The following is a 25205-nucleotide window of genomic DNA, read 5'->3' as shown; positions in this document are numbered from 1 at the left end:
GTAAATTTCTTATAAAACCTAAAAATAGCGTTTTGAATTATTAAAATAGAGTATTTTTTAGTATTTTTATAAAAGTTTGAAAATTATAGTTTTCAATACAAAATAATAAATTTATAGTGTTTTTACTTTTTATCATACTAATTTACATACTTATTATTATTTACTTTAATATATTTTTAATTTTCAAATAAAGATAATTTATAAATAAAAAACAAATAATTAATTTTAATAAATTTAAAAACTAAATAAAAATACAGATTAATAATTTAGAATAGAAAAAAAATCTTAATAAAGAAAAAGATATAATAAAAAATAAAAATATACATCTAGGAAAACCTTATGAAATATCCTTTAGATTGCGAAGAGAATTTTGAAAAATCTTTTTTATTTTGGTTATGTAAATATATTAAATTTAAACTCAATTCCCTTTCCAATAAAGAACTTAAAAATCCTCAAAATCTAGCAGAAGTTAATTTTACTCTTACCAAAGGGGTAAAAAATATACAAGAACTTGATGCTCTTGTTAAAAAAGCAAGAAATGCTGGACTTAGTGGGGTAAATACATATTTTAATCCTTTAAAAAAATTCTTTGAATATTTAAATTTTTATAAACTTTATTCTTTAAAACAAATTGATGAGGAACTTATAGTTGAAATTTTAGCAAGCATTACAGGCACACTTTCTGATGCAAGTAAAAAAAATCACCGCATTGCTATAATTAATTTTTTTGATTTTTTGGACAAGCAAAATGAAGAGGATTCAAAATCTCATATTTTTGATATAAATCTTAAAAACTGGGCAGGTATTAAAGGACTTAGCGGAGTTAAGCTTCCTGAATTTATGAGTGAAGAAGAAATAAAAAAATTCCTAAAAGCTATAGATACAACAGATTTTAAAAATAACACTATTCGCAATAGACTTATTATCAAAATCATCATTTTTACTGGAATACGCGTAAGCGAAGCTATCAATATAAAAATGGGTGATATTAGCGAAGAAAATGATTTATACCTTATAAGAATTCGCGCCAAAGGTAATAAATATCGTATAGTAATGATTAAAAAAGAACTAATAGAAGATTTACTTAAAAATGTAAGTATCAATTATTTAAGTAAAGATGCCCTACTCTTTGTCAATCGCAAAGGAACAGCTCTTACTCAAGCTTATGTGAGTCGCATAGTAGAACAAATTCTTTTTAAAGCTGGAATTCGCAAACAAAAAAATGGAGCTCATATGTTAAGGCATACTTTTGCTACTTTGCTTTATAAAAAACAAAAAGATTTGGTATTGGTTCAAGAAGCCTTAGGACACGCAAGTTTAAATACTTCAAGAATTTATACTCATTTTGATAATGACAAGTTAAAACTTGCTGCACAAGTTGCAAAGGAACTTAGTGAAAAATAAACAAGATTTTGCTGTTTTTGGTGATTTTTTGTATTATGATTTAAAATATACATTAAAGGCTTTTAATCAAAAACAAAGTAAAAAAATATTTAATTTTGTAGAAAAATATAAAGATAAATTTTATTTTTTAGCTTTTTTTAGATATGAATTTTATAAATATTTAGAAGATAAACACTATAAAAGCACGCTTCCTTATTGTTTATTTTTTGCTTATAAAAAAAGAAAAACATTTAAAGCTTTAAAAATAGATGAAGAAAAATATATGCCTAGTTTTGTAAAGAAACTAGATAAAGAAAAATATTATAAGAATTTTAATAAAGTAAAAGAAATTATTGCAAAAGGACAAAGTTATCAAGTAAATCTTACTCAAGAACTAAAAATTTTTAGTCATCTTGATTCTTTTGATTTATTTAACCTTTTACTAGATAAACAAAATACAAAATATAAAGCTTATATAAAAAATGACCTTTTAGAACTACTTTGTTTTTCCCCAGAACTTTTTTTCAAAATTCATAAAAGAAAAATTACCACAAAACCTATGAAAGGAACTATACAAAGAGGAAAAAATGAGCAAGAAGATACAAAAAACAAACTTTTTTTAAAAAATGATATGAAAAATTTAAGCGAAAATGTTATGATAGTAGATTTATTACGCAATGATCTTTCAAAACTTATCAAAAAACATAGTATGCAAAGCAAACTTTTTGATATAGAAACTCACCCTACTCTTCATCAAATGACTTCGCTTATTGAAGGAAAGTTGAAAAAAAATATTAATATTTATAAAATTTTTAAAGCTCTTTTCCCTTGCGGGTCTATAACTGGTGCTCCAAAAATAGAAACTATTAAAGTTATAAAAAAATTAGAAAAAAGACAAAGAGGAATTTATTGTGGATCTATAGGTTTAATCTACAAAAATAAAAGTATTTTTAATGTAAGCATTAGAACCTTAGAAAAAGAAAACAATTATTTTAAATATGGAGTTGGTAGTGGTTTAGTTTGGGATTCTAATAAAGAAGAAGAATTTAAAGAACTCGAGCTAAAAACCAAATTTTTAAATGCTTGTGATTTTTATCTTTTTGAAACTATGCTTTATAAAAATGGTAAAATTTTATTTTTAAAAGAACATTTAAAAAGACTACTCAACTCAGCACAAATTCTAAATTTTAATACTCAAAAATTAGAACAAGATTTTCAAACAATTTTAAATCAATCTTCAAATTTGCAAGATTTTAAAAATTTAAAACTTTTAGAACTTAATAATAAAATTTTTAATCAAGATCATTTCCTTTTTTATCCTTTTGTTATTAACAATTATCATCAAAATGAAGGAATTTTAAAGCTTATCTTATATAAAGAGGGGCATTATAAATTAAATATAACAGAGCTAAAGCATACTTTTAATGATAAGCTTATTCTAAGTAAAGAAAAAATTTCTTCTAAAAACGATGCACTCTTTTTTAAAAGTTCCTTAAGAAAACTATACGATGACAAATCTTCTCTATGGAAAAAAGATAAATGTTATGATATAGCTTTTTTTAATGAAAAAAATGAACTCTGTGAAGCAAGTAGAAGCAATATAATCATTAAAAAAGAACAAATATTTTACACCCCTGCTCTAGAAAGCGGATTACTTGATGGAATTTATAGAAGATTTTTACTTAATTTAAAAATAATAAAAGAAAAAAAACTTTTCAAAAAAGATTTATTAGAAGCGGATGCAATTTATTGTATGAATTCTGTAAGAGGTTTAAAAAAGGTTGTAATTTTATGAAGCGTATTTTAATCATTGATAATTACGACTCTTTTACCTATACTATAGTTTTTTACCTAAAAGAGCTAGGTTATAAATGCAAAGTAGTCAAAAATGATGAATTTAAAAAAGTAAAAAAACTTAAAAAAATACATTTTTCACATTTGATCATATCACCAGGCCCTAATTCTCCCAAGGAATCAAAATTAAGTTTAAAGGCTATTAGATATTTTAAAAAAAAGAAAAAAATTCTAGGAATTTGTCTAGGACACCAATGTATTGCCGAAGCTTTTGGAGGAAAAATTGCTAGATTAAAAAATCCAAAACATGGTAAAACTACTTTATTAGATCACAATCAAAAAGATATATTTAAAGGTGTAAAAAATAATTTTGAAATTTGTCTTTATCATTCTTTATACGTCAAAAAGATCTCTAAAGAACTTATGATTATAGCAAAAAGCAAAGAAAATATTATTATGGGAATAAAACATAAGCTTTATCCTATTTATGGCATTCAGTTTCATCCTGAAGCTATTTTAAGTCAAAAAGGTAAAAAAATTCTTAAAAATTTTATAAATCTTTAATGAAACTCCTTATAGACTTTGAAATTAATTTTTAAGGTAGGAAAATGAAAATATTATTTTCTCCAAGCGAAAGCAAAAGCGAAAATTGCACTGAAAAACCTTTTAATAAAGATTCTTTTATTTTTAAAGAATTATTTGATTTTAGAATGCAAGCTTTAAATTCTTTTTATGAATATATTAAAAATACCTCTATAAAAAATTTAAAAGAATTTTTTGGCATAAAAGATGAAAAAGAAATTGAAAAATTTATACAAAATTTACACAATCAACCAACAAAAAAAGCCATAGAACTTTACAATGGCGTATCATATGAATATCTTGATTTTGATACATTAGACAACAAGGCTAAAGATTATATTTATAAAAATACTTTAATTTTTTCAAATCTTTTTGGCGTAGTAAGAGCTGATAATCTTTTGCCTTTTTATAAATTTAAACAAGGTGCAAAACTACCTAATTTTTCTTTGGAAAAATTTTATAAACAACATTTTTCAAATGTTTTAGATGAATTTTTAAAAGAAGAAACTATTATTGACTTAAGAGCTGGATATTATGATAAATTTTATATTCCAAATAAACAATTTACTACTTATAAATTTATAAAAAATGGTAAAATTGTGAGTCATTTTGCAAAAGCTTATAGAGGAATTTTGTTAAGAATTTTAGCTCAAAATAACATACAAGATAATAACACTCTTTTATCTAAACTTCCTACAAATTTGAGACTAAAAGAAATTAAATACATAGACTTAAAAGAAGAAATTTTGTTAGAAATTATTGATTAAACAAGGAGAAAAAATGGGATTTTTATTGATCTTAATAGTGCTTATATTTTTATTTATACTTTTTATAATTATAAATCGCTATGAGCGTAAGATTAAAATTTTTACAAAAAATATACAAAGCATTAAAGAAAAAATGGCAGAACTTGAAGCAAAAATCGAAAAGAATAGTTCATTAATAGAAAAAAATCGCTCTAATATAGAAGATATAAATAAAATTAATCAATTATCATAGCAATTAATTCCAAAGGATGTCTAAAGATAGTTTGAATTTTTTCTTTCTCTAAAGAATTTGAAATTTGCATTCTACAAGCAGAGCATTCGGCACTAACAAAATGTGCTTTTGTTTGCTTAATGTTCAAGGTTTTTTTATCTGCTATTTTTAGACTTTCATTATATAAATTTATTTGAGTGTTAATACCGCCAAAACCGCAACATACATCACTCTCGTGCATTTCTTTTAAAATAAAATTATTTTTTAAAAGTTCTCTTGGTTCTTTAAAAATACCTTGAGTTTTTTTAGAATGACAAGGATCATGATAGGTTATAATAAAATCTGTTTTCTTTTGCTTGCTTAATAATTCTTTTAAAGAAGTTTTATGATAAAAATATTCTGTTGCAAGATAAATTTTAGAAGAAAGTTTTTTTGCTCTTTTTGCCCATTCTTTTTGATTAATAGAATTAAAAAAATATTCATAATCTTTTCGTATCATTGAAGAACAAGTTGCTTCAGCGATAATAATAGCATCTAAATTTTCAAGTTTTTTTTCAAAATACTCTATATTTTTTTTTGCAAGTTTTTCTACACTTTTAAAATCACCATTAAAAAAATGCACTACAGCACAACAATTTTGATCTTTAAGTAAATCTACATTAATTTTTAATTTTTTAGCTATTTTAAGAACAGCCTTAGCGCTTTCATCATAAAAATAATTTTGTAAGCATCCTACAAAAAATCCTATAGTTTTTTCTCCTTGATTATCAATAAAATCTGCATTAGATTTTAAAAAACTTTTTTTAGTAAAAGAAGGGAATAAGCGATCTTTTTTGATAAGAGATATGTTAAATTTAGATTTCATTCCTAAATTTCCATTTTGTATTTTAAAAATGCAAGGATTAAAAATATAGCCTAATTTTGCAATAAAATCTAATATTTTTCTATTTCTTAAAAAAAATAAAATTACTTTTTTATATAAAGATAATGATCTTTGAAAATCTTTATGACGAAAATCTATTATAGCTTTATCAACTTTTAAATCAAAGGGACAAATTTCAGTACAGCTTGTACATAAAAAACAAGAATCAAAAATATTTTTTAAATCATTATCACAAGAAATTTCTCCTTTATTATAAGCAGACAATAGTTCTAAAAAACCTCTAGGATTATGAAGCTCATCTTTTTTTACCTCATAAATTGGACAAGTTTGGATACATTTACCGCATTTAACGCAAGCACTAGTAATTTTATCAATCATCATTATAAAGTTTTTGAAAAAACCTTTTTATCTTCATCTATTTTTCTTAAATAAGCATCAAAACACATTGCAATATTTCTTATAAGCAAAACACCTGTTTCATTCACTTTAATCATTTTGGAATCTCTTTGAATAAAATCTTTATATTCATCTAAATTTATCAAATCTTCTTTAAAGTATTCAAAAAAATCTATATTAAATTCTGTTTCTATCATTTTAATATCTAAGCAAAAATTTGCCATTAAACTCATAATAACAGCTTTTCTTATCTTATCATCTTCATTTAAAATAATACCTTTTTCAAAAGGTAATTTTTTATTATCAATAGCTTCTTGATATTTTAATATATCCTTATAATTTTGAGCATAATAACTCTCGCCCTCCCCTATGCTAGTTAGCCCTACACCAATTAAATTAGCACCTTTTCTAGTGGTATAACCTTGAAAATTTCTATGTAAAGTATTATTTTTTAGAGCTTTAAAAAGCTCATCATCGCTCTTTGCAAAATGATCCATTCCTATCATCTTATAGCCATTTTGAGTTAAAAATTTTTCACAATATTCCAAAATAGAAAGTTTGATATCAGGAGTTGGTAAAGTACTCTCATCAAATTTTCTCATATTTTTCTTAAGCCAAGGAACGTGAGCGTAATTAAAAATAGCCAAACGATCAGGATTTAACATAATAACTTTTTCTAAAGTCTTGGAAAAACTATTTAAATCCTGATAAGGCAAACCATAAATAAGATCAACATTGACAGATTTAATCCCTCTTTCTCTTACTATATTAATAGCATTTTGTGTCAATTCAAAAGGTTGGATTCTATGAATTTCTTTTTGAACTTTTTCATCAAAATCTTGCACTCCAAAACTAATGCGATTAAAATGATTTTGTGCTAAAGTATCTGCTTGCTCTTCATTTAAAAATCTAGGATCAATCTCGCAACTAAGCTCTGCATTTTCATCAAAATTATCAAAAGTATTCTTAATCTTTAAAATTAAATTTTTTAATTGCTTGGCGCTAAAAAAAGTAGGAGTACCACCACCAAAATGCATTTGAACAACTTTACGTTTAGTATCTATTATATCTTTTAACAATTCTAACTCTTTAAAAAGATATGTTAAATATTTTTCTCTATTCTCTTCTTTTGCAGTGTAAATCACGTTACATCCGCAAAAATAACAAGCACTTCTACAAAATGGTAAATGAAAGTATAAAGAAATATCTTGTTTTTGTTCTTTTAAAAATCGAATATATTCTTCATATTTAAAATTTACATTAAATTCAACAGCAGTAGGATAAGAAGTATATCTAGGTCCAGCCTTAGAGTATTTTGTAAAAGCCTTATAATCTCTCATTTTCTCACTCTTTCCATCATAGCTTCCATATCAACGAAAAGATTTGGATGTTCTTTTTTTATATCAGCTATAAGTTTTTCTAAATCTATATTAATTTCCATTAAAGCACCATTTTTTGCTCTTTTTTTTATCTCATCCATAGCAACCGTCCAAGCATCATTAAAATCAATTGGAATTTGTTGGTAGATAGCTTTTTCAAGTTTCAATTCAAAATTCTCTTTTTGTGTTTGTTTTAAACTTTCTAAAATATTTTTTAAACTTTTTAAAGATATAAGAGTATGAATTTCATCGTTTTCATCTACCATAAACCAAGGTTCTGGATTTTCAAAACTTCCGTTTTTTAAAATTAAAATTTTTTCATTATTATCTGTTTCTTTAAGCTCTAAAATAGTTTGTTCTTCTTTTTTTAAGCCTAAATTCTGAGAAAATTCATCAATGCGTTTTAAACAAATAGCGTGTTTATTTGATTTCATTTAAGCTCCTTTATTTTGTAAAAGTTTAGCTAATTCTTTTGCATGATAAGTAATTATAAGTTTTGCTCCAGCTCTTTTAAATGCAATCATAGTTTCTAAAACTATTTTATCATAATCAATAATTCCAGCTTTTTTACCTGCTTGCAATAAAGCATATTCTCCGCTAACATTATAAACACAAATAGGAAGTTTTGAACTTAAACTTAATTCTTTAACAATATCAAGATAAGCTAAAGCTGGTTTTATCATTAAAATATCTGCACCCTGCTTTTCATCTTCTAAACTCTCCATTAAAGCTTCTTTAGCGTTAGCAAAATCCATTTGATAAGTTTTTCTATCTCCATAACTTGGAGCTGATTGTGCAACATCTCTAAAAGGACCATAATAGTTTGAAGCGAATTTAGTAGAATATGCCATAATAGGTAAATTTTCAAAACCATTTTCATCTAAAGTTTTTCTTAAAGTATAAATAATACCATCCATCATACCGCTTGGCGCTATCATATCAACTCCTGCCTTTGCGTGTATTAAGGCTTGTTTGGCTGAAATTTCTAATGTAGCATCATTATCCACACTCTTTGTTTTCATATCAATGATACCACAATGACCATGATCTGTATATTCACAAAAACAAAGATCACTTATAACAATTAAATCAGGAAATTCCTTTTTAATAGCTTTAATACTTGTAGCAATCAACCCATTTTCATCTAAGGCATCACTGCCACAACTATCCTTTTTATCAGACTCTAAAACTCCAAACAATATAATAGCCTTAATGCCTAATTCTTTAATTTCTTTGCATTCTTTTAAAATTTCATCTAAACTCATTTGAAAAACTCCTGGCATTGAAGGAATTTCTTTTTTTATACCTTTAGAATTTACAACAAAAAGTGGATAAATTAAATCATCAATATTTAAAAAATTTTCTCTCACCATTGATCTTATATTTTCATTTATTCTTAATCTTCTAAATCTTTTAAACATAACTTTTCCTTTTTTTGATACAATATTAGCATAAAATTTATTATAGAAAGTATTATAAATGGACATAAAAATTTCAGAAATTGCAAACTTGCCAACTAAATGGGGCTTATTTAAAATTCAAAGCTTCAAAGAAAATGACAAAGAACATCTTTGTATATTTAAAGATGAACCTAAAAATACTTTAAATTTAAGAATTCATTCAGAATGCTTAACAGGAGATGCATTAGGGAGTTTAAAATGTGATTGCGGTGAACAGCTTGAATTTTCTCTTAAATATATACAAGAATCAGGTGGAATGGTTATGTATTTAAGACAAGAAGGAAGAGGTATTGGACTTTTTAACAAAGTTAATGCTTATGCTTTACAAGATAAAGGATTTAATACCATAGAAGCTAACCATCAATTAGGTTTTAAGGCTGATGAAAGAACTTACGAGATTGTTAAATTTATCTTAGATTTTTATAAAATTACTAAAGTAAATTTAATAACCAACAACCCAGAAAAACTTCAATGTATTAAAGACAATATAGTTGCAAGAATTCCTATACTAATAGAAACCAATCGTTTTAATGAAGAATATATTCATATTAAACAAACTCAAATGGGTCATCTAAAATAAATGCATTTATATTTAGAAAATTTAGATTTTTTAAAAGAATATGATATCAAAAATTTTGAAAACAAAATTCAAATTTATAAAAATCTCTTAAACAAATATAATCGTATTCACAATTTAACCCAATTTAAGACTATTGATGAAAATATCATTGATAGTCTTAAAATACTAGATTTTAAAGACTTAAATTTTGCTAAAAATATTATAGATATCGGAAGTGGAGCTGGATTTCCTGCTATTTTTTTAGCTTTTGTTTTAAAATCGCAATTTTATCTTTTTGAACCAAATGCCAAAAAAGCTGCTTTTTTAAGAAATGTTAAAATAGAATGCAAGCTTGATAATGTTTTTATTGTAAAAGAAAAAATACAAGATTATAAATCTCAATTAACAGCAGATATTATAACTTCAAGAGCTTTTAGTGATATTTCTTCTTTAATAAAACTTTGTAGAAATTTTTATAACGAACATACTCTTTTTTTACTTTATAAGGGAAGTAAAGTTTATGAAGAATGTAAAATTTTAAAAGAATATGAAATTATAGAAAGAGATTTTAGAAAATATTGCCTTTTTAAAGGAATTTTACCACAAAATTCCTTTAAAAGCTAAAGTTAAAAAATATCCTATTACAATCAAAGAAAAAGCTAAAATTAACGCTAAAGCAAATACCTTAAAACCGCTTTTTAAGAATTTTTTAAAATCTATTTGAAGCCCTAAAGCAGCCATAGCATAAACAATACAAAGAGTACATAATAGCTTTCCTGTACTAATAATAAAGTGAGTATCAATACCTAAAAAATACTCTTGTTTCGATAAAAAAGTATTAACGGCAATCATAATTAAAAAAGCAAAAGCAAAATAAGGAATAGTAATTGTTTTTGAAGTTTTTTTAGAATTTTGATGTCTTGTTTTTGTAAAAAAATATGTTACGATTAACAAAAACGGAACAAGTAAAATAACTCTCATCATTTTAATAATAATAGCTAAATTAGCTGCACCTTGACTAAAATTTGACATATCTTTTGCCATTTCAGCTGCTCCAACAACATTAGCCACTTCGTGTAAAGTAGCTCCCATATAAACACCCATAGCATTTTGATCAAAATAAGGAATTAAATCGAAAGAAAAGAATATAGGATATAAAAACATAAATATAAGACCGAAAATTACAACTGTTCCAACAGCTAAAATTCCTTTAAAAGGATCAGATTTTAAAGAAGATTCAAGAGCCAAAACGGCAGCAGCACCACAAATTGAACTTCCAGCACCCACAAGCATTGAAGTTTCTTTATCGAGTTTAAAAATTTTCGTTCCTATTACAACAGAAAGTAAAAATATAACTACAATAATCAAAAAAGAAAGTAAAAATCCCCATAAACCTACACTTAAAAGCTCTGTTAAAGTAATATTAAAACCATATAAAACAATACCGAGTCTTAATAATTTTTTAGCACTAAAATGCACTCCAGCTTGAAAAGTATGTTGATATTTAAAAAACCAAGGAGAAAGAAGCACTCCTATAATAATAGCAAAAGCAGTGGCAGCAAGATGAGTAGAATCTTTAATGCTTTGCAAACTAGAAAGATACATTGAGCAAGCTACAATACAAGAAACAAAAAACAGACCTTTAAAATTTGACTTTGCTATTATCAAACTTTTTATAAAAATATTAGCTTTCATTCAAAATTATCCTTAATAAATTTTTGATTATTATATTTTTTTTGTAATAATTATAAAAATATATTATTTTAATATTTATAATAATTTTATTAAATCTTTATATTAAAACAAGGAGACATCAATGAAAATTAAGGATATGGAGATTTTTTTAGATCTTTTAAATACGCAAAGTCCAACTTTAACCGCTAGTAATTTTTCCACATCTCAGCCTAATGTTTCCATTATTATTAAAAATTTAGAAGAAACTTTATCAACAATACTTTTCGAACGCTTAGGAAAAAAACTTCTTCCTACATCAAAAGCTTTACTTATAGGAAAAATTTGGCTAAAACTTGTTGAAGATTATTATAAAAGCTTAGAAATAATAAATGATGATACAACTTTATTAGGTGAAATTAATATTGCATCAACTCAAAGTATTTCAGAATATTTTGTCAATGAAATTTTATTTAAATTTAAAGATCATTTTCCAAAAGTAAATGCACATCATCAAACACAAAATACACAAAAGAGTCTCCATCTTTTAAAAAATGGCTTAATTGAAATGGCTATTATAGAAACAAATATAACACAAAGCTATATAGATCACGAATCTTTCATAAAGAAAGAATGGTATGAAGATGAATTAATCGTTGTAAGTGCCAATGAAGAATTAAAAAATAAAGAATTTTACATTGATGAACTTTTAGATAAAAAATGGATTTTTAGAGAAAAAGGTTCTGGCTTAAGAGATGCTTTTTTGAAAAAAATTGGCAAAGTATCTAAAAATTTTCCAATCTTTCTAGAACTTGATAGAGCAAATGCCATAAAAGAACTTATTTTAAAACAAGATGCTATTTCATTTTTTTCTAAAAAAGCTGTTGAAAGAGAGTTGCAAAATAACATACTTTATCCAATTAAAATAAAAAATATAAATTTAAAAAGAAAATTTTACGTGGTAAAAAGAAAAGATTATAGTTTTAACAGAGCTTTAGATAAATTTGAAGATTTTTTATTTGAATATAAAAATTTATAAGCTTAACTATGAAAAATATAATATAATTATTTTATATAAATCACTATTTTAAGGTATAAAAGTGTTATTTTTTGGTCATAAACTTATAAAAACGAAAAATTTTTTTCATGTAAAAGAAACGTATTTTCAAAATAATGCTATTAATTATTTTTTTTATAATGAAAATTTAATAGAAAAAGCTAAAAAAAATAATTATGAATTTGCAATACTTGCTCAAAAAAAAGATGATTTTTTCCTTTCTAATGCACTTGGGGCAAAATATATTATTTGTAAAGATGAAAAATTAGCTAAATTTGGAGCTAAAGTGGCTGAATTCTATCTTTTTGATTCTAAAATTTTGTTAATAGTTGATAATTTCAAAAATTTAGATAAAGTATTTAAACTCAAAATAGATGGTGTTATTTTAAATACTTTGATTAATTTTTATCTTCAAGGAAAATAATGACTTATTTGGAAATCGAAGGTGTTAATTGTTTATCAGGTAATATAGAAATTAGCGGAGCTAAAAATGCTGCTTTACCTTTAATTGCTTCAAGTATTCTAGCAAAAAATGAAATTAAATTATCAAATATTCCTAACGTTGCTGATATTAAAACCTTATTTAATCTTCTTCAAAATTTAGGTGCTTATTGTGAATTTAAAAACAATACTGCCATTATTGATACAAGCACACTTAAAGAAACTGTAGCAAAATATGATATTGTAAGAAAAATGAGAGCTTCGATTCTTACTTTAGGACCTTTGCTTGCTAGGTTTGGAAATTGTGAAGTATCTTTACCTGGAGGATGTGCTATAGGACAAAGACCTATAGATCTACATCTTTTAGCGCTTGAAAAAATGGGGGCTAATATCCAAATAAAACAAGGTTATGTTGTAGCAAGCGGAAATCTTAAAGGCAATGAGATTATCTTTGATAAAATTACTGTTACAGGAAGTGAAAATATTATTATGGCAGCAGCACTTGCTAAAGGCAAAACAAAACTTATTAATGTTGCCAAAGAACCAGAAGTTATTCAACTTTGTGAAGTTTTAAAAGAAAGTGGATTAGAAATTAATGGCATAGGAACTGATGAAGTAGAAATTATAGGCACAGATGGAGAACTTTTAGAATTTAAAGATATACAAGTAATTCCAGATAGAATAGAAGCAGGAACTTATCTTTGCGCAGGAGCTATTGTTAATTCTCAAATTTCAATTTCTAAAAGCAATCCTTCACATTTGAGTGCTGTATTATCAAAACTTGATCAAATGGGTTTTAAAACCTTAATTGAAAAAGATACTATAACCCTACTTCCGGCAAAACAAATTTATCCTATTGAAATTTTAACAAGTGAATATCCTGGCTTTCCTACAGACATGCAAGCACAATTTATGACCTTAGCCTTAAAAGCTAATGGAACAAGTATTATTGATGAAAGATTATTTGAAAATCGATTTATGCATGTTAGTGAACTTTTAAGAATGGGTGCTGATATAAAGCTAAATGGTCATATTGCCACTGTTGTTGGGGGTAAAGAGCTTAATGCTGCTGATGTAATGGCAACTGATTTAAGAGCTTCTTCTGCGTTAATATTAGCAGCACTTGCAGCAAAAGGAACAAGTAGAGTGCATAGAATTTATCATCTTGATAGAGGCTATGAAAATTTAGAAGAAAAATTTAAATCACTAGGTGCAAAAATCACAAGGCTGGAAGAATGAAAAATATATTTCAAACTTTAGAAATTTTAGAAAAAAATATCAAAAGTATAAATGAATTTGAAATAATATCATTAGAAAATGCCAAAGATCGTTTTTTATTTGAAGATATAAAATCAAAAAAAAATCTTCCTTCTTTTGATAATGCAGCACTTGACGGATATGCTTTTAGATTTGAAGATAGGTTTAATGCCTTAAGTGTAAAAGGAACAATCTTAGCGGGAGATAAAGAAGATAAAAAAATAGAACAAAATGAATGTTATAAAATAATGACAGGATCTAAAATTCCTAGCAATGCCGATACTATTATTATGCTTGAAGATGCTTTTCTTGAAAATGACAAACTCATTATAAAAAAAGATATTAAACAATACAATGCTTATCGCTTTAAAGCAGAAGAACTTAAAGAAGGTGAAATTATTTTAAAAAAAGGGGAAAAATTAGACAGTGCAAAAATTACCCTACTTGCATCTCAAGGAATTTACAAAATCAAAGTCTTTAGAAAAATTAAAATAGGAATTTTTTCAAGCGGAAATGAGCTCAAAGAACCTTGGCAAGAATGCGATAAAGATGCTATTTATAATGCTAACGCTCTTGGTATTTTTTCACTTCTTTTATGTCCTAGCTGTGAAATTTCTTATCTTGGAATTATTAAAGATAATTTTTTAGATACAAAAGAAGCTTTAGAATTTAATAATTTTGATCTTTTATTAACAAGTGGCGGAGCAAGTGCTGGAGAAGCTGATTTTATGGAAGAAGCTTTAAAAAAACTAAATTTTATTCCTATTTTTCAAGGAATAAAAGCAAGACCTGCTAAACCTAGTAAACTTTATTGTAAAGATAAAAATTATATTTTAATACTTCCTGGAAATCCTATGGCAGCTTATTTATCTTGCTTTATCCTTGCTTTAAAAATCATACATCTTTTTTGTTGCAATACTCAAAGTTACTTAAGCATTGAAGCTAAAATGGGAAAAGATTTAAAACTTAAATCGGGTAGAAATAATTTGATATTAGGAAATTTAGAACAAGATTTTTTCTATCCTATAGAACAAAATTTTGGTTCAGGAATGATTATGCCACTTATAAAAAATAATTTTTTATTTATAAGCAATGAAGAACAAGAATATATTAAACAAAATGAAAAAATTAAAATAATACTACTTTAATTTTTTCATTTTTTAGGACGAAACACTTTAATAACTTCTTCATTTACTTCTATATAAGATCCACCGATTAAATCTATACAATAAGGGATAGCTGGAAAAACAGGCTCTAAACATTCTAAAATTGCTTTTGGATTACCTGGTAAATTTAATATAAAAGTTTTATTTCTAATCCCTGCAGTTTGTCTTGAAAGTATAGCTGTTGGAACATATTTTAAACTTTGCATTCTCATAAGTTCTCCAAAACCAGGCATCATTTTATCACATACAGCTTCTGTAGCTTCAGGAGTTACATCTCTTAAAGCAGGTCCGGTTCCTCCACTTGTTACAATAAAATCACATTTTTTTTCATCACTTAAAAAAAGTAATTTTTTTATAATTAAGTCATAATCATCTGGAATTAATTCTCTATGATAAATAATTTCATTTTTTATATATGAATTTAAAACTTTCTCAATTTGTGAAGTTGCCTTATCTTCATAGACACCACTACTTGCACGATCACTTAATGTTAAAATTCCAATATTAATTTTTTGCATTTTTTCTCCTTATAACCAACCTTTTTTCTTAAAAAATACTACTGGTAAAATAATAGAAATAATCATAATAAACAAAACCATAGGATAAGCATAATCTAGCTCAAGTTCTGGCATTTTTTTAAAATTCATACCATAAATAGTTCCTATTAAAGTTGGAGGCATCATAGCAACTGTTGCAACTGTAAAAAGTTTAATGATTTTATTTTGTTCTATATTTATTTGACTTGCTAAGATAGTTTGAATATTATCTAAAATATTTAATTGAGATACACTAAATTCAACTAAAGAATTTAAATCTTTTAAAACTATAACTAAATTTTGTTTAATATCTTTATCTATTTTATCACTTTTTAAAAGCGAAGTCATAGTTCGTCTTTTATCAAACAAAGAATCTCTTACTTCCATATTTAATTCTTGTAAATTAGAAATATCTTTTAGCATTTTATCATAACTATATTCATCCTTTTTTTCTAGGACGCTGATTCTTAATTTTCTAGCTTCTTTATCAATCCACTCTAGTAAATCAGCATCTTTTTCAACCCTTACTTCAAAAATCTTATCAATAATATCAAAACCATCTTCAAAATTTTTAGGACTTGCTAATATTCTTGCTTGTATTTCTGCAAAAGTACTAAATTCACTATATCTTATAGTAAATAAAACACTGCTTCTAGTTATAAAAGTAACAATTTCTGTATTAAAATTAATATCTTTTCTTTTATTGTTATTTAGTTCTTTTATTAAAAAATGTGCATTTATTGTAATAGTAGCATTATCTTCCCAATACTTTGCACTAAGTTCGATTTCTTCTCTTTCTTCCTGACTTGGAAATTCGATATTAAACTTTGATGAAATGTATTGTATTTCATCAATACTTGGATAAACAAGATCAATCCATAAAATATTATCTGGTAATTCATCTTTATTAAATTCAAAATCAATTCTTTTAACTAAAGTATTTTGTTTAATATAAATATGCAACATTTTTTTTCCTAAAAAAATATAAAATTAAAATAGCTCTTAAAAAATTAAAAAAATATTATTATTTATATCCTTATTTAATTTAAATTTACATAAATAACTTATTATTTTATTTTAAAATATTAAAGGAGTAATGAATGAAAAAAGCGATATTAAATTTTTGCTTAATTGCCCCATTAAGTCTTTTAGCTGCTACTAAAACTATTGAAGTTTATGAAAGTCCAACTTGTGGTTGTTGTGATCTTTGGGTTTCATATATGAAAAAAAAGGGTTATGAAGTTAATGTCCATAAAACAAACGACTTTCTAAAAATTAAAGAAAATTATAAAATCAATCCATACTATCAAAGTTGCCATACAGGTGTTATTGATGGCTATGCCATTGAAGGGCATGTTCCAGAAGATGCTATATCTTGGCTTTTAACTAATAAACCAAAAGATGTAATTGGAATTTCTGCGCCTGGCATGCCACAAGGAAGTCCGGGAATGGAACAAGGTTATGAAGAAGAATATCCTGTAATCTTAATGTATAAAGATGGATCATATAAAATTTTTGCATATTATAAGGGTGAAAAAATTGTAAAAAACGTAAACAATAAATAAGCTTAGCAAAAAAGCTAAGCTAAAGACTCACGAAAGATTTGTCGCAAGACCACCTAGTGAAGTTTCTTTATATTTATAATTCATATCTTTACCTGTTTCATACATAGTTTTAATCACTTCATCAAGAGTAACCATTGGAGTGCTTTTTCTGGTCATAGCCATTCTTGCAGCTGAAATTGCTTTAATTGCTCCAAATGCATTTCTTTCTATACAAGGAATTTGAACAAGTCCAGCAACAGGATCACAAGTAAGCCCTAAATGATGCTCCATAGCAACTTCTGCGGCATTACAAGCTTTAAAAGCATTGGCCCCTAAAACAGTTGCCATAGCTCCAGCTGCCATAGAACTAGCACTACCTATTTCTGCTTGACAACCAGCTTCAGCACCGCTAATACTTGCATTTTTCTTATAAAAAGATCCAATAAGCATTGCACTAAGTAAAAATTCCACAACCTTATCATCATTAAAACCAACAGTATGATGTTTAAGATAAAGCATAACAGCTGGAACAACAGCACAAGCTCCGTTAGTAGGAGCTGTTACGACTTTTGCCCCACTAGCATTTTCTTCTGCAATTGAAATAGCATATAAAGAAATAAAATCAATAATACCAATAGGATCAGTAGTTAATTTTACTCTCTCTTTTAAACCTTTAGCTCTTCTTCTTAAGTGAAGTTTTCCTGGTAGGTATTCTTCTGTTGGATGTGTACCATTATGATACGCCTCTTCCATTACCCTCCAAATTTCTAAACAATAATTTCTTATTTCTTCTTTAGTATGAAATTGTAATTCATAATTGTAAGAAAGTTCATATAAATTCCAATTATTTTTTTCACAAAGCTCTAGCGCTTCTTGAGCATTATTGATTTCTAAATCTAGTTTTTGTTTTTTAACTTCTGAACCGGAATTTCTTTGTTCTAATTGTTCCTTAGTTAAAACAAAACCACCGCCAATAGAATAATAAATTTCTTCATCTATAAGCTCATTTTTATCATTAAAAGCTTGTATTTGCATACCATTTTCATGTAAAGGTAAAAATTCCTTCGAAAAAATTAAGTCTTTATCATAAAAAAAATCAATCTCTTTTTTATTGCAAAGATTAATTTTATTATTTTTTAAAGCATTTTCATTGACTTGACTTTGAATTTGAGAGTTTATATTTTTCGCTTCTAGGCCATTTAACCCCCAGATTACAGCTTTGTCAGTTAGATGCCCTCTGCCTGTTAGAGACAAAGAACCATAAAGAGTAATTTTAAGTTTCTGAATATTTTCTAGTTTTTGTTCAATTTTTTTACAAAATAAATTTCCTGCTAACATAGGTCCTAAAGTATGTGATGACGATGGACCTACGCCAATTTTAAAAATATTTAAATTACTCATTTTTGCCACCTTTTAAGATAAAAGTCCATGAATCGCAGCTGAAATTGCAATAAGTCCAATGATAACAATAAAAATATCTAAAGCTTTACTTCTAAATTTTTTCAATAAATCAAAACGATAAATACAATAAACAGGCATTAAGAAAAGTAATATCGCTAAAACAGGACCTCCTATAGACTCTATAATACCAATAGCACTAGGATTTTTATATGCTACAAACCAAGCAATAAGAAAAGTAAAAATACCTGTAATAGTATTAGCAATTTTTCCTTGAATTTTACCATCTGAAATTTTATATAAAACCCCATTCAAACCTTCTTGAGAGCCAAGATAATGACCTAAAAAGCTTTTACTCATTGCAACAAGTGCTATGATTGGAGCAATGTATGCTAAAAATACAGCTTCTGGAAAACGATTAGCTATATAAGTTAAAATATTAACATTTTGCATTTTAGCCTGAGTAAAATCTTCAGGAGTTAAACATAAAGCACAAGAAAATACAAAAAACATTACCACTACAACCATTAACATAACAGAACGTGAAATGATTTTAGAAGCTTTTATTTCGGCTTGATCGCCATATTCTTTTTTACAAAAACAAGCCAAAGAAGAAATAATAGGAGAATGATTAAAACTAAAAACCATTACTGGTACCACTAGCCATAATGTTACCCAAAAATTTGACTCTCCTAAAGAACTAAAACTAACATTTTGAAAAATAGCACCATTCCAATGAGGAATTAAAAATAGAGAAATTACAACAAGCATAAGAATAAAAGGAAAAACCAAAAGACTCATAGCTTTAGTTACAATTCCTTCGCCAAGTATTGAAACAAGCATTAAACCAGCTACAATAAAAAATGAAATTACCAATCTTAAACTATTAATATATTGTGCTTCCATTCCAATTTGATTGATTAAAAATTCAATTAAAGTAGTTGTTAAATTAGCACTATATACCAATAATATAGGTAAAATTGCAAAAAAGTATAAAAGGGTAATTAAGAAACCACCGCCTTTTCCAAAATATGTTTCCGCAACAAATGTAATATCATCTCTAGGATTTGAACTTGACAACACAAAACGAGAAAGGTTTCTATGAGCAAGATAAGTCATAGGATATGCTAAAACAAGTATGACAAGCAAAGGGAATAACCCACCTAAACCAGCATTAATAGGTAAAAATAAAACTCCTGCACCAATAGCAGTTCCAAATAAAGAAAGAATCCATCTTAGATCATGTCCTGTTAATTTACAAGAATCCATATTAATTTCCTTTTTATTTAATATCATTTTATTCTATCAAACTATTAATAAATACAAAATGTTTTTCTAAGTAAATTTCTTAAAAAATGTAACTTTTTGAAACAAAAAATAGTAATTTTATATAATTTATTTAAAATTATTTAATAAATATTTATTAAATATTTAATGATAGAATTTCAGCTTTATTATTAATTATAGCAATACAATGTTCATAATGTGCTGTATTAAGCTCATCTATACTTCCAGCATCCCATTTACCATTAAAATGTTTTGGAGTTCCTTCTTTTTGACAAATCATAGGTTCAATACAAAAAACCATTCCATTCTTCATTTTAGGTCCGCTCTTAGCATTAGCACCATTTTCAAGATAATTTAAAATTTCTGGTTCACTATGCGGTTTTCTTCCAATTCCGTGTCCACAATAACCTTTTAATGGAATAAAACCTCTTTTTGCTATAAATTCTCCCAAAGCTGCAGAAAGTTCTTTAAAACGCATTCCTTGAGAAATTATATCAATAGCATAATACAAGGTGTCTTTGGCACAAGAAATTAATTCCTCATCTTTTTTGGAAATTTTACCTATGGGAATAGTTCTAGCAGCATCTCCATAATATCCATCAAGAAAAGTTCCAACATCAATACCTAAAATATCGCCTTCTTTAATGATTTTTTCATCAGGAATGCCATGTATGCAAACTTGATTTAATGAAGTGCAAATAGCACCAGGAAAACCATAAAGTCCTTTAAAAGATGGTTTAGCTCCATTTGAAAGTATGAAATCTTCAGCCATTATATCGATCTCTTTTAAACTCATGCCAGGTTTAATTTGCTGTTCTAAAAAATCTAAAGTTTTAGCCACTATTTGATTTGCTTTTCTTAATTTTTCTATTTCTGCTGGTTTTTTAATTTCTATCATTATTTATCCTTTTTAAAAATTAAGCCATTTTTTAGCAGCAATTTTTAAATAATCAACATTGCTAGAAGCATAAAATTCAATTTTAGACTCCTTAAATGGTCTTAAAGTGTAATATTTTTTTAAAAATTCCACCATAGAGTCGCTAGAATGTATTAATTTTATATCATCTCCAAAATATTTTTGCAAAGGTTTTGCAAGAAAAGGAAAGTGAGTGCAAGCCAAAATTAAAGCATCTGGATGTTGGATATCTTTAAAATAATAATCAAATATACTACTTAAAACCTTATTTTCAAAAATTCCCTCTTCTACCAAAGGTACAAAAAGTCCTGTTGCTAAAGCTTGAATTTGAGTAAATCCTTCTAATGCTAAACGCTTTTGATATTCTTTTGAATCAATTGTTGCTTTAGTCGCTATAACTAAAATTTTTTTATTTTTATCTATGATTTGTTTTTTGGTTTCGTTAATACCAGCTTCAATTACTCCAAAAATAGGAAAGGAAGAATTTTGACGCAAAGTATCTAAAGCATAAGCACTGGCTGTATTGCAAGCAATAATTAAAAAATCAACCTTATGTTGTTTAAAAAAATCAAGAGCTTCAAGACAAAATTTAATAATAGTTTCTTTATCTTTTGTTCCATAAGGAACGCGTGCAGTGTCTCCATAATAAATCATTTTTTTAAATAATTTTGAATTATATAAAGATTTTAAGACGCTAAGTCCCCCTATACCGCTATCAAAAACTCCAATTTTCAAAACTAAAAAACCTTTAAATTATAACGTCTAGCTCCAATATAACGCTTTTTCCAATATGCATTATTTAAAGAAGCCTCTTTTGCTCCACCTTTGGTAGATAAATGAATAAATTTATTATTACTTAAATAAATTCCTACATGCATACCATTTGGACCTCTACCAGTTTTAAAAAAAACTAAATCTCCAGCTTTAAGATTTTTTTTTGAAATACCTTCTCCCGATTCAAGTTGTGTTTTTGTAGTTCTTGGAATACGAGTTTTAAATTCAAATAAAACGCTTTGAGTAAACCCTGAACAATCGGCACCTTTTTTTGTGGTTCCACCAAGTTTATAAGGAGTTTTTTTCCATTCTTTTGCTATTCTTTGAATTTTGGTTTCAACAATATTATAATTTGCAAAACCTAAGTTATTATTTTGTTGATAAATACTACATCCAGAAGTAAGAAACAATACTCCTAAAAAGAAAATCAGATAAATTTTATTCATCTAAATTTCTTTTTTAGAATTTGCAAAAAATTTTAAATAAATAAAACCAAAAATTCCAGAACAAAAAGAAGCAATTAATACAGATAAATTATCAGCATAATGAAAAATATCACTTACTTCATAAGCTAAGCCATCTATAAATAAGCTCATAGTAAAACCGATACCTGTTAAAATACAAACTCCATAAAGTTGTTTTAAATTAGCTCCATAAGGTAAAGAAGCTAATTTAAATTTAATAGCCAAATAAGAAAATAAAAATACTCCAACTTGCTTTCCTAAAAAAAGTCCTAAAAATATACCTATGCTAACTCCTGAAAAAATAGATCCGATTGTAATATTTGATAAATTCACTCCCGCATTAGCAAATGCAAATAAAGGTAAAATAATAAAAATTAACCAAAATCTTAAACTTTCATCAATTTCCTTTAAAAATGGCTGCCCTTCTTTTGTATGCATTGGAATAAAAAAAGCTGTAATAATACCAGCTAAAGTAGCGTGAACTCCACTTTTTAAAACACTTAGCCAAAGAATAGCTGAACAAATAAAATAAAAAGATTTTCTTGTATTCCCAAGTAAATTTAAAATAAACATAACAAAAATAGCAATACCTGCCACAATAAAAGCAACAATAGAAAGTTCAGTTGTGTAAAAAATAGCTATAATTAAAATAGCTCCAACATCATCAAAAATAGCCAAAGATAGTAAAAATACTTTTAAAGATGCCGGAATTTTTTTACCGACCATCATTAAAATAGCTAACGCAAATGCAGTATCTGTAGCAGTTGGTATAGCCCAACCTTTAAGAGTATAAGGATCTGTTATATTAATTAAAACAAAAATAGCCGCAGGAACTATAATACCGCCCAAAGCTGCAAAAAAAGGCAAAACAATATTTTTAGGATTTCTAAATTCTCCCTGAATAAATTCTTTTTTTAACTCAAGTCCTATTGAAAAAAAGAATATAGATATCAAACCATCATTTATCCAAAGTAATAGTGGCTTATCTAAAGCAAAATTTCCTACACTAAAACCAACATTTACATTAAGAAATTCTCTATAATGTTCACTTAAAAAACTATTTTGGATACATAGAGCAAAAATAGTACAAACTATTAGCAAAACTCCACCAAAAACTTCACCAGATACTATTTTTTTTATTTTATCCAAAGTTTCATTCATTATTTACTTACCACTTTTAAATAAATATAACCAAATACAGCACTTAAAAAACTTGCTATTAATATAGCCAATCGATCGCTATGTTCAAAAATGTCACTATTTTTATAAGCTAAACCGTCTATAAATAAACTCATAGTAAAACCAATACCCGTTAAAATACAAATACCATAAAATTGTTTATAACTTACTTTATCAGGCATTGAAGCTAATTTAAATTTTATAGCCAAATAAGAAAATAAAAATACTCCAACTTGCTTTCCTAAAAAAAGTCCTAAAATAATACCAAGACTTACAGGAGAAAAGACAGAGGCTAAATGCATACTTTTCAAATCAACACCAGCATTAACAAAAGCAAATAAAGGTAAAATAAAATAAATCACCCAACAATTAAGGCTTTCATAAACTTTATGTAAATAAGGCTTATTATCTTTTGTATCCAAAGGGATAAATAAAGCTATAATAACCCCAGCTAAAGTAGCATGAACTCCGCTTTTTAACATCGCTACCCAAAGAATAACTCCAATTAAAACATAAAAAGGAAGATGCGTTATATGAAAATAATTCAAAAAAAGCAAAGCAATAATACATACCAAACAGATAATTAATGCAAATAAAGAAATTTGATCAGTATAAAATAAAGCAATGATAATTATCGCACCTAAATCATCAAAAATAGCTAATGAAAGCAAAAAAAGTTTTAAACTAGAAGGAATTTTATCACCTAAAAGCATTAGAATTCCTACAGCAAAAGCAATATCTGTAGCTGTTGGTATAGCCCAACCTTTCATTGCAAATTCATGCGAGTGATTGATTATTGAAAAAATTAAAGCTGGAAGTATCATTCCGCCTAATGCACCAAATATAGGTAAAGAAACAGACTTAATATTTTTAAGCTGACCTCTTAAGATTTCATATTTTAATTCAAGCCCAATACACAAGAAAAAAATAGCAATCAATCCATCATTAATCCATAATACTATAGGCTTTGAAAGCTCAAATTCATTAAAGCCTATAGTAAATTGTATGGCTAAAAATTTATCATACAAGTCTATAAAAGAAATATTTTTGCAAAATAAAGCAAAAAAAGTGAAAAATATCAATAAAATTCCAGGAAATGTTTCACTTAAAATAAATCTTTTAATAGCTTGCATTTTACTCCTTAAAATAATACTCAGGCATAAATATCAAGGTTAGAATTTAAAGCCGGTTGAGAACTATTTGTAGGAATAGAGCCTTGAGGATTTGCTGCCTCTAAACCATTAATAAGTTCAGCCATTAAAGCTTCATTGGAGTCCATTGTCTTTTTTAAAAGCGAAGTATTTATTGTCGCCATTAAAGAAGCATTACTTATATCTGAAATCATTTTTTCTCCTTTATTTGAGCTTATTTGATATATCGGAATTCTATCATATTTTTTAATTATTTTTTGGAAAATTATAACTATTTTTTTTATAAATTTTATTTTTTAATTCTATGCAATCAAAACCTTGTCGATCTAATGTTACAATTCGTAAAAAACCACCCTTATCAACTTTTGCTTCGCATAAAAAAACTTTAGAATTTAACCTTATAGGCAATTTAAAACGATTTCTATGACCAAAAATTTGATAATAGTTTTTTGGAGTATTTTTTTTAAATTCATCTGCAATTATTTGACTTTCATCATAAGTTCCAATTCCATTAATAAAATTATCACTTGAAATTAAACTTAATTTTTCTTCCTTTGGCAAGAAATTAATTCCTCCGTGACAACAAAAAACTTTTTTATCATAATATTCATACCAAAAACACTCTTTTAAATATGAATAAATTTTTTTTGCATCTTTTTGTGTAATTTTTTCTTTATAAAAATCTTTTAAAGTAAAATTATTGAATTCTTTAGAATATATATTTTCATTGTTTGCCCATTTTATTAAATTTCTTTCATGATTACCTTCAAGCAAGCAGACATTAGGTAAATAATAAAGTTTTAAAAGCAATTTCATAACTTTAGAATTTTCAATTCCTCTATTTATATAATCACCCAAAAAAATATAAAATTCATCTTTTTTAATTTTTTTAAGATATTTCTTTAACACACTATAACATCCTTGTATATCACCTATATGATGAATTTTCT

The 25205-nt window shown here is 26.1% G+C and carries 27 protein-coding genes and 1 pseudogene; 12 read left to right on the top strand and 16 right to left on the bottom strand.

Annotated elements, in window-relative coordinates; genetic code table 11:
- Positions 1-339 precede the first annotated feature (339 nt).
- Genes JG676_RS06065 through JG676_RS06045 form a run of 5 tightly spaced genes read left to right on the top strand, consistent with a single transcriptional unit; the run spans position 340 to position 4758 of the window.
- Positions 340-1404, top strand: coding sequence for a tyrosine-type recombinase/integrase (locus JG676_RS06065; RefSeq protein WP_200169015.1), 1065 nt, complete (start codon positions 340-342; stop codon positions 1402-1404).
- The gene (locus JG676_RS06060) at positions 1394-3178 is read left to right on the top strand and encodes a bifunctional anthranilate synthase component I family protein/class IV aminotransferase (RefSeq protein WP_200217635.1); all 1785 of its coding nucleotides are present in this window, start codon (positions 1394-1396) and stop codon (positions 3176-3178) included. The genes JG676_RS06065 and JG676_RS06060 overlap by 11 nt, the downstream gene beginning before the upstream one ends.
- On the top strand, positions 3175-3741 hold the full coding sequence (locus tag JG676_RS06055) for an aminodeoxychorismate/anthranilate synthase component II (RefSeq protein WP_200217634.1): 567 nt from the start codon (positions 3175-3177) through the stop codon (positions 3739-3741). Before JG676_RS06060 ends, JG676_RS06055 begins: the two co-directional genes overlap by 4 nt.
- 44 nt (positions 3742-3785) lie before the next feature.
- Positions 3786-4526, top strand: coding sequence for a YaaA family protein (locus JG676_RS06050; RefSeq protein ID WP_200217633.1), 741 nt, complete (start codon positions 3786-3788; stop codon positions 4524-4526).
- A gap of 13 nt (positions 4527-4539) precedes the next feature.
- A complete protein-coding gene (locus tag JG676_RS06045; protein WP_200169019.1) occupies positions 4540-4758 on the top strand; it encodes a hypothetical protein in 219 nt (72 codons plus the stop codon).
- Here the strand turns inward: JG676_RS06045 and JG676_RS06040 are convergent.
- The 4 genes and pseudogenes from JG676_RS06040 to hemB all read right to left on the bottom strand — a co-directional run bounded on the left by JG676_RS06040 (position 4742) and on the right by hemB (position 8816).
- Entirely contained in the window at positions 4742-6001 is a 1260-nt protein-coding gene (locus JG676_RS06040) for a (Fe-S)-binding protein (protein WP_200169020.1), read from the bottom strand. The genes JG676_RS06045 and JG676_RS06040 overlap by 17 nt on opposite strands.
- Complete coding sequence (gene hemN / locus JG676_RS06035; RefSeq protein ID WP_200217632.1) at positions 6001-7356, bottom strand: oxygen-independent coproporphyrinogen III oxidase; 1356 nt, start codon at positions 7354-7356, stop codon at positions 6001-6003. Before hemN ends, JG676_RS06040 begins: the two co-directional genes overlap by 1 nt.
- Positions 7343-7829 (bottom strand): annotated as a pseudogene (locus JG676_RS06030) (DUF2603 domain-containing protein). The gene hemN and the pseudogene JG676_RS06030 overlap by 14 nt, the downstream one beginning before the upstream one ends.
- A complete protein-coding gene (hemB, locus tag JG676_RS06025; protein ID WP_200217631.1) occupies positions 7830-8816 on the bottom strand; it encodes a porphobilinogen synthase in 987 nt (328 codons plus the stop codon).
- 58 nt (positions 8817-8874) lie between these two features.
- Here hemB and ribA point away from each other — a divergent pair, with 58 nt between their 5' ends.
- Complete coding sequence (gene ribA / locus JG676_RS06020; protein WP_200169024.1) at positions 8875-9435, top strand: GTP cyclohydrolase II; 561 nt, start codon at positions 8875-8877, stop codon at positions 9433-9435.
- Complete coding sequence (rsmG, locus tag JG676_RS06015; RefSeq protein ID WP_200169025.1) at positions 9436-10038, top strand: 16S rRNA (guanine(527)-N(7))-methyltransferase RsmG; 603 nt, start codon at positions 9436-9438, stop codon at positions 10036-10038.
- Here rsmG and JG676_RS06010 read toward each other — a convergent pair.
- Positions 10012-11109: a YeiH family protein gene (locus tag JG676_RS06010; RefSeq protein ID WP_200217630.1), complete on the bottom strand. Its 1098-nt coding sequence runs from the start codon at positions 11107-11109 to the stop codon at positions 10012-10014. The genes rsmG and JG676_RS06010 overlap by 27 nt on opposite strands.
- Before the next feature lie 121 nt (positions 11110-11230).
- On the opposite strand from JG676_RS06010, the gene JG676_RS06005 reads away from it, so the two are divergent.
- The 4 genes from JG676_RS06005 (at position 11231) to JG676_RS05990 (ending at position 14988) form a co-directional block, all read left to right on the top strand.
- Complete coding sequence (locus JG676_RS06005; protein ID WP_200217629.1) at positions 11231-12124, top strand: LysR family transcriptional regulator; 894 nt, start codon at positions 11231-11233, stop codon at positions 12122-12124.
- Between the two features lie 61 nt (positions 12125-12185).
- On the top strand, positions 12186-12566 hold the full coding sequence (locus JG676_RS06000; protein ID WP_200169028.1) for a hypothetical protein: 381 nt from the start codon (positions 12186-12188) through the stop codon (positions 12564-12566).
- The gene (gene murA / locus JG676_RS05995) at positions 12566-13822 is read left to right on the top strand and encodes a UDP-N-acetylglucosamine 1-carboxyvinyltransferase (protein ID WP_200169029.1); all 1257 of its coding nucleotides are present in this window, start codon (positions 12566-12568) and stop codon (positions 13820-13822) included. Before JG676_RS06000 ends, murA begins: the two co-directional genes overlap by 1 nt.
- Positions 13819-14988 (top strand): molybdopterin molybdotransferase MoeA, encoded by a 1170-nt coding sequence (locus JG676_RS05990; protein WP_200217628.1) that lies wholly within the window; start codon positions 13819-13821, stop codon positions 14986-14988. Before murA ends, JG676_RS05990 begins: the two co-directional genes overlap by 4 nt.
- 5 nt (positions 14989-14993) lie before the next feature.
- On the opposite strand, the gene mog is transcribed toward JG676_RS05990, so the two are convergent.
- Positions 14994-15524: a molybdopterin adenylyltransferase gene (gene mog, locus JG676_RS05985; protein ID WP_200217627.1), complete on the bottom strand. Its 531-nt coding sequence runs from the start codon at positions 15522-15524 to the stop codon at positions 14994-14996.
- A 9-nt stretch (positions 15525-15533) separates the two neighbouring features.
- On the bottom strand, positions 15534-16508 hold the full coding sequence (gene corA, locus JG676_RS05980; protein ID WP_200169032.1) for a magnesium/cobalt transporter CorA: 975 nt from the start codon (positions 16506-16508) through the stop codon (positions 15534-15536).
- A 134-nt stretch (positions 16509-16642) separates the two neighbouring features.
- Between corA and JG676_RS05975 the strand changes: the two genes are divergently transcribed.
- Positions 16643-17107, top strand: a complete 465-nt coding sequence (locus tag JG676_RS05975; protein WP_200169033.1) for a DUF411 domain-containing protein — start codon at positions 16643-16645, stop codon at positions 17105-17107.
- A 27-nt stretch (positions 17108-17134) separates the two neighbouring features.
- Here the strand turns inward: JG676_RS05975 and JG676_RS05970 are convergent, their stop codons facing one another.
- The 9 genes from JG676_RS05970 to JG676_RS05930 all read right to left on the bottom strand — a co-directional run.
- Positions 17135-18487: an L-serine ammonia-lyase gene (locus JG676_RS05970; RefSeq protein WP_200169034.1), complete on the bottom strand. Its 1353-nt coding sequence runs from the start codon at positions 18485-18487 to the stop codon at positions 17135-17137.
- A gap of 12 nt (positions 18488-18499) precedes the next feature.
- Positions 18500-19753 (bottom strand): serine/threonine protein kinase, encoded by a 1254-nt coding sequence (locus tag JG676_RS05965; RefSeq protein ID WP_200169035.1) that lies wholly within the window; start codon positions 19751-19753, stop codon positions 18500-18502.
- A 154-nt stretch (positions 19754-19907) separates the two neighbouring features.
- Positions 19908-20669, bottom strand: a complete 762-nt coding sequence (map, locus tag JG676_RS05960; protein WP_200217626.1) for a type I methionyl aminopeptidase — start codon at positions 20667-20669, stop codon at positions 19908-19910.
- 12 nt (positions 20670-20681) lie between these two features.
- Positions 20682-21422 carry a glutamate racemase gene (gene murI, locus JG676_RS05955; RefSeq protein WP_200217625.1) on the bottom strand — a complete coding sequence of 247 codons (741 nt, stop codon included), beginning with the start codon at positions 21420-21422 and terminating at the stop codon, positions 20682-20684.
- A gap of 2 nt (positions 21423-21424) precedes the next feature.
- Positions 21425-21907 (bottom strand): C40 family peptidase, encoded by a 483-nt coding sequence (locus JG676_RS05950; RefSeq protein WP_200217624.1) that lies wholly within the window; start codon positions 21905-21907, stop codon positions 21425-21427.
- The gene (gene nhaA / locus JG676_RS05945; protein ID WP_200169039.1) at positions 21908-23086 is read right to left on the bottom strand and encodes a Na+/H+ antiporter NhaA; all 1179 of its coding nucleotides are present in this window, start codon (positions 23084-23086) and stop codon (positions 21908-21910) included. It abuts the gene before it with no gap.
- Positions 23086-24237, bottom strand: coding sequence for a Na+/H+ antiporter NhaA (gene nhaA / locus JG676_RS05940; protein WP_200169040.1), 1152 nt, complete (start codon positions 24235-24237; stop codon positions 23086-23088). The genes nhaA (JG676_RS05945) and nhaA (JG676_RS05940) overlap by 1 nt, the downstream gene beginning before the upstream one ends.
- A gap of 20 nt (positions 24238-24257) precedes the next feature.
- Positions 24258-24449: a putative motility protein gene (locus tag JG676_RS05935; RefSeq protein ID WP_200169041.1), complete on the bottom strand. Its 192-nt coding sequence runs from the start codon at positions 24447-24449 to the stop codon at positions 24258-24260.
- 52 nt (positions 24450-24501) lie between these two features.
- On the bottom strand, positions 24502-25205 hold a 704-nt coding region (locus tag JG676_RS05930; protein ID WP_200217623.1), incomplete at its 5' end, for a metallophosphoesterase.

The sequence above is a fragment of the Campylobacter sp. 2018MI34 genome (genome assembly GCF_016598975.1).
GTDB lineage: Bacteria > Campylobacterota > Campylobacteria > Campylobacterales > Campylobacteraceae > Campylobacter_D.
The sequence above is the reverse complement of the archived record's forward strand: the minus strand, read 5'-3'. Positions and strand labels throughout refer to the sequence as shown.

Bases quoted from the DNA above. Each gene is read 5' to 3' on its own strand.
- JG676_RS06065 (WP_200169015.1), top strand. From the start codon at position 340: ATGAAATATCCTTTAGATTGCGAAGAGAATTTTGAAAAATCTTTTTTA.
- JG676_RS06055 (WP_200217634.1), top strand. From the start codon at position 3,175: ATGAAGCGTATTTTAATCATTGATAATTACGACTCTTTTACCTATACT.
- JG676_RS06050 (WP_200217633.1), top strand. From the start codon at position 3,786: ATGAAAATATTATTTTCTCCAAGCGAAAGCAAAAGCGAAAATTGCACT.
- JG676_RS06045 (WP_200169019.1), top strand. From the start codon at position 4,540: ATGGGATTTTTATTGATCTTAATAGTGCTTATATTTTTATTTATACTT.
- JG676_RS06040 (WP_200169020.1), bottom strand. From the start codon at position 6,001: ATGATGATTGATAAAATTACTAGTGCTTGCGTTAAATGCGGTAAATGT.
- hemN (WP_200217632.1), bottom strand. From the start codon at position 7,356: ATGAGAGATTATAAGGCTTTTACAAAATACTCTAAGGCTGGACCTAGA.
- hemB (WP_200217631.1), bottom strand. From the start codon at position 8,816: ATGTTTAAAAGATTTAGAAGATTAAGAATAAATGAAAATATAAGATCA.
- ribA (WP_200169024.1), top strand. From the start codon at position 8,875: ATGGACATAAAAATTTCAGAAATTGCAAACTTGCCAACTAAATGGGGC.
- rsmG (WP_200169025.1), top strand. From the start codon at position 9,436: ATGCATTTATATTTAGAAAATTTAGATTTTTTAAAAGAATATGATATC.
- JG676_RS06010 (WP_200217630.1), bottom strand. From the start codon at position 11,109: ATGAAAGCTAATATTTTTATAAAAAGTTTGATAATAGCAAAGTCAAAT.
- JG676_RS06005 (WP_200217629.1), top strand. From the start codon at position 11,231: ATGAAAATTAAGGATATGGAGATTTTTTTAGATCTTTTAAATACGCAA.
- murA (WP_200169029.1), top strand. From the start codon at position 12,566: ATGACTTATTTGGAAATCGAAGGTGTTAATTGTTTATCAGGTAATATA.
- JG676_RS05990 (WP_200217628.1), top strand. From the start codon at position 13,819: ATGAAAAATATATTTCAAACTTTAGAAATTTTAGAAAAAAATATCAAA.
- mog (WP_200217627.1), bottom strand. From the start codon at position 15,524: ATGCAAAAAATTAATATTGGAATTTTAACATTAAGTGATCGTGCAAGT.
- corA (WP_200169032.1), bottom strand. From the start codon at position 16,508: ATGTTGCATATTTATATTAAACAAAATACTTTAGTTAAAAGAATTGAT.
- JG676_RS05975 (WP_200169033.1), top strand. From the start codon at position 16,643: ATGAAAAAAGCGATATTAAATTTTTGCTTAATTGCCCCATTAAGTCTT.
- JG676_RS05970 (WP_200169034.1), bottom strand. From the start codon at position 18,487: ATGAGTAATTTAAATATTTTTAAAATTGGCGTAGGTCCATCGTCATCA.
- JG676_RS05965 (WP_200169035.1), bottom strand. From the start codon at position 19,753: ATGGATTCTTGTAAATTAACAGGACATGATCTAAGATGGATTCTTTCT.
- map (WP_200217626.1), bottom strand. From the start codon at position 20,669: ATGATAGAAATTAAAAAACCAGCAGAAATAGAAAAATTAAGAAAAGCA.
- JG676_RS05950 (WP_200217624.1), bottom strand. From the start codon at position 21,907: ATGAATAAAATTTATCTGATTTTCTTTTTAGGAGTATTGTTTCTTACT.
- nhaA (WP_200169039.1), bottom strand. From the start codon at position 23,086: ATGAATGAAACTTTGGATAAAATAAAAAAAATAGTATCTGGTGAAGTT.
- nhaA (WP_200169040.1), bottom strand. From the start codon at position 24,237: ATGCAAGCTATTAAAAGATTTATTTTAAGTGAAACATTTCCTGGAATT.
- JG676_RS05935 (WP_200169041.1), bottom strand. From the start codon at position 24,449: ATGATTTCAGATATAAGTAATGCTTCTTTAATGGCGACAATAAATACT.